We start from the raw sequence: 3,132 nt of genomic DNA, 5'->3' as shown, positions 1-3,132 counted from the left end.
GGGCGGGCGGGCCTCGTGCAGCGGTGCGTTCATGCCTCCGTCAGTCCTCGGTCGGGGCCGGGTCGTTCCCGGCCGGTCCTGAACCGGTCGTGAACCGGTTTCGGACCGGCCCGGAATCTGTTCCCGGCCGTCAGGCGGTGTCCGTGCCGCGCTCCAGGAGCGGGGCCGCGTCGGAGAGTACCCCGGCGATCCTGGCCAGCGTCTCCTCGTCCCGCTCCACCGCCTCCAGCACCGGTCCCGCGGCCGTGTCCCAGCGGCGGGCGACCGCGGCCGGGTCCTCGCCGGTGAGCAGACCGGCCGCCTGCGCCGCTGCCCCCAGCGCGACCAGTTCCCGCGCCTCGGGCACCTGCACGGGCCGTCCCGACAGCCGCCGTACGGTCTGCTGCCAGGCCGTGCCCCGTGCGCCGCCGCCGATCAGCAGCAGGGGCGCCGACGGGTCGGCGTCCTCGTCGACCACGCTGTCCAGCGCGCCCAGCAGCGAGTGCACGGCACCGTCGTAGGCGGCCTGGAGCAGCTGGCCGCCGGTCGTGTCGTGGCGCAGCCCGTGCAGCAGACCGGACGCGTTCGGGAGGTTCGGGGTGCGCTCGCCGTCCAGGAAGGGCAGGAGCGTGACGCCGTCGCCCGGCTCGACGGCCTCGCGGTCCAGGCCCAGCAGCGTCGCGACCCTGTCCACGGCGAGCGTGCAGTTGAGCGTGCAGGCGAGCGGCAGCCAGTCGCCGCGCGCGTCGGCGAAGCCCGCCACGATGCCGGTCGGGTCGGCGGGCCGCCGCCGCGAGACCGCGTACACCGTGCCCGAGGTGCCGAGGCTCATCACCGGCGTGCCGGGCCGCACCCCCAGGCCGAGCGCGGCGGCCGCGTTGTCCCCGGTGCCGCACGCCACCAGAGTGCCCTTGGAGAACGGCAGTTCGTGGCTCCCGCGCACGGTTCCGGCCACCTCGCCGGGGCGCACGACACGGGGGAGCAGCGCCGGGTCCAGCCCCACGTGCGCGAGGATCTCCTCGTCGTACGCCTCGGTCCCGGAGGCCCACCAGCCGGTGCCGGAGACGTCGCCGCGATCGGTCGTGCCCTGCCCGGTGAGCCGCTCGGTCAGATAGTCGTGGGGGAGGCGGACGGCTCTGGTGGCGCGGACCGCCTCCGGCTCGTGCTCCGCCAGCCAGGCCCACTTGGTGACCGTGAAGGAGGCGGCCGGCACGCTTCCGGTGCGCTCGGCCCAGAACTTCGCGCCGCCCAGCTCCTCGGTCAGCCGGTGGGTCTGGGGCGCGGAGCGCACGTCGTTCCACAGCAGCGCCGGACGTACCGGCTCGCCGTGGGCGTCCAGGGTGACCAGCCCGTGCTGCTGGCCGCCGATCGACACCGCGGCGGCCTCGTGCGCCGCCTGACCGCACTGGCGCAGGGCCTCCGTCAGGGCGTCCCACCACTGACGCGGATCGCTCTCCCGGCCCGCCCCCGAGGTCACCGTGTGCGGTGCCTGGCCGCTCGCCACGACCCGCCCGGTGGCCACGTCGACGACCAGCGCCTTGGTGGACTGGGTGGACGTGTCCACGCCGACGACGAGCGGACCCTCGGCTGCTGACATCGTTTTCTCCCTCTAGCGCGGCTCGGCGGGTTGACCATCTTCCCAGAGATGCTGCTGCATACTAATTTGTAAATCGCCATGACGAAATAGCCCCATCGAGCAAGGAGCCGCAGCATGAACTACCAGCCCACCCCCGAGGACAGGTTCACCTTCGGCCTGTGGACCGTCGGCTGGCAGGGACGGGACCCGTTCGGTGACGCCACCCGTCGCGCCCTCGACCCGGTCGAGTCGGTGCAGCGCCTGTCCGAGCTGGGCGCCCACGGCGTCACCTTCCACGACGACGACCTGATCCCGTTCGGCTCGAGCGACAGCGAGCGCGAGGGACACATCAAGCGGTTCCGGCAGGCGCTGGACTCCACCGGCATGAAGGTGCCGATGGCGACGACCAACCTGTTCACCCACCCGGTGTTCAAGGACGGCGCCTTCACCGCCAACGACCGCGACGTGCGCCGCTACGCGCTGCGCAAGACCGTCCGCAACATCGACCTCGCGGTCGAGCTCGGCGCCGAGGTGTACGTGGCCTGGGGCGGCCGGGAGGGCGCCGAGTCCGGTGCCGCCAAGGACGTACGGGTCGCCCTGGACCGGATGAAGGAGGCCTTCGACCTGCTCGGCGAGTACGTCACCTCCCAGGGCTACGACATCCGCTTCGCCATCGAGCCCAAGCCGAACGAGCCGCGCGGCGACATCCTGCTGCCGACCGTCGGCCACGCCCTGGCGTTCATCGAGCGCTTGGAGCGGCCCGAGCTGTACGGCGTCAACCCCGAGGTCGGCCACGAGCAGATGGCCGGGCTGAACTTCCCGCACGGCATCGCGCAGGCGCTGTGGGCCGGCAAGCTGTTCCACATCGACCTCAACGGCCAGTCCGGCATCAAGTACGACCAGGACCTCCGGTTCGGCGCCGGTGACCTGCGCGCCGCGTTCTGGCTGGTGGACCTGCTGGAGTCGGCTGGCTACAGCGGCCCGAAGCACTTCGACTTCAAGCCGCCGCGGACCGAGGACCTCGACGGTGTGTGGGCCTCGGCGGCCGGCTGCATGCGCAACTACCTCATCCTCAAGGACCGCGCGGCAGCCTTCCGTTCCGACCCCGAGGTGCAGGAGGCGCTGCGCGCGGCCCGCCTGGACCAGCTGGCCGAACCCACGGCGGCCGACGGTCTCCAGGCCCTGCTCGGCGACCGGTCCGCCTTCGAGGACTTCGACGCCGACACCGCCGCCGCGCGCGGGATGGGCTTCGAGCACCTCGACCAGCTGGCGATGGATCACCTGCTGGGTGCCCGGGGCTGAGTTCCCGGCTCCGGGGTCCCCGGAGACCTGCCGGGGTCTGCTGCGGACGCGGACGCGCGGTGGACGTACGGGCGCGGCCGACGCGGTGCTTTCGCGCGTCGGTCACGCCTCACCGCACGGTCCGGACGGCCTCCGCGCGGAGACGGCCCGGCACCGCGCGGAGACCGTCCGGACCGTGCGGTGAGGCGTGACCGCCGCGGTGCTGTCGCGCGTCGGCCGCGCCCGTCCGTCCACCGCCCGTCCGCGTCCGCAGCAGACCCCGGCCGGTCTCCGGG

Annotated in this window: 2 protein-coding genes; one reads left to right on the top strand and one right to left on the bottom strand. The window is 73.5% G+C overall.

Annotation, left to right across the window (positions count from 1 at the left end):
- Positions 1-130 precede the first annotated feature (130 nt).
- Positions 131-1,576, bottom strand: coding sequence for a xylulokinase (gene xylB / locus AOK11_RS38365; protein WP_055598214.1), 1,446 nt, complete (start codon positions 1,574-1,576; stop codon positions 131-133).
- A 114-nt stretch (positions 1,577-1,690) separates the two neighbouring features.
- On the opposite strand from xylB, the gene xylA reads away from it, so the two are divergent.
- On the top strand, positions 1,691-2,857 hold the full coding sequence (gene xylA / locus AOK11_RS38360) for a xylose isomerase (RefSeq protein ID WP_055598213.1): 1,167 nt from the start codon (positions 1,691-1,693) through the stop codon (positions 2,855-2,857).
- Positions 2,858-3,132: the final 275 nt, after the last annotated feature.

This window comes from Streptomyces hirsutus (assembly GCF_001418415.1).
Taxonomy (GTDB): Bacteria; Actinomycetota; Actinomycetes; order Streptomycetales; family Streptomycetaceae; genus Streptomyces; species Streptomyces hirsutus.
The sequence above is the reverse complement of the archived record's forward strand: the minus strand, read 5'-3'. Positions and strand labels throughout refer to the sequence as shown.

Excerpts from the sequence above, each read along its gene's own strand:
- xylB (WP_055598214.1), bottom strand. The coding sequence starts at position 1,576 with ATGTCAGCAGCCGAGGGTCCGCTCGTCGTCGGCGTGGACACGTCCACC.
- xylA (WP_055598213.1), top strand. The coding sequence starts at position 1,691 with ATGAACTACCAGCCCACCCCCGAGGACAGGTTCACCTTCGGCCTGTGG.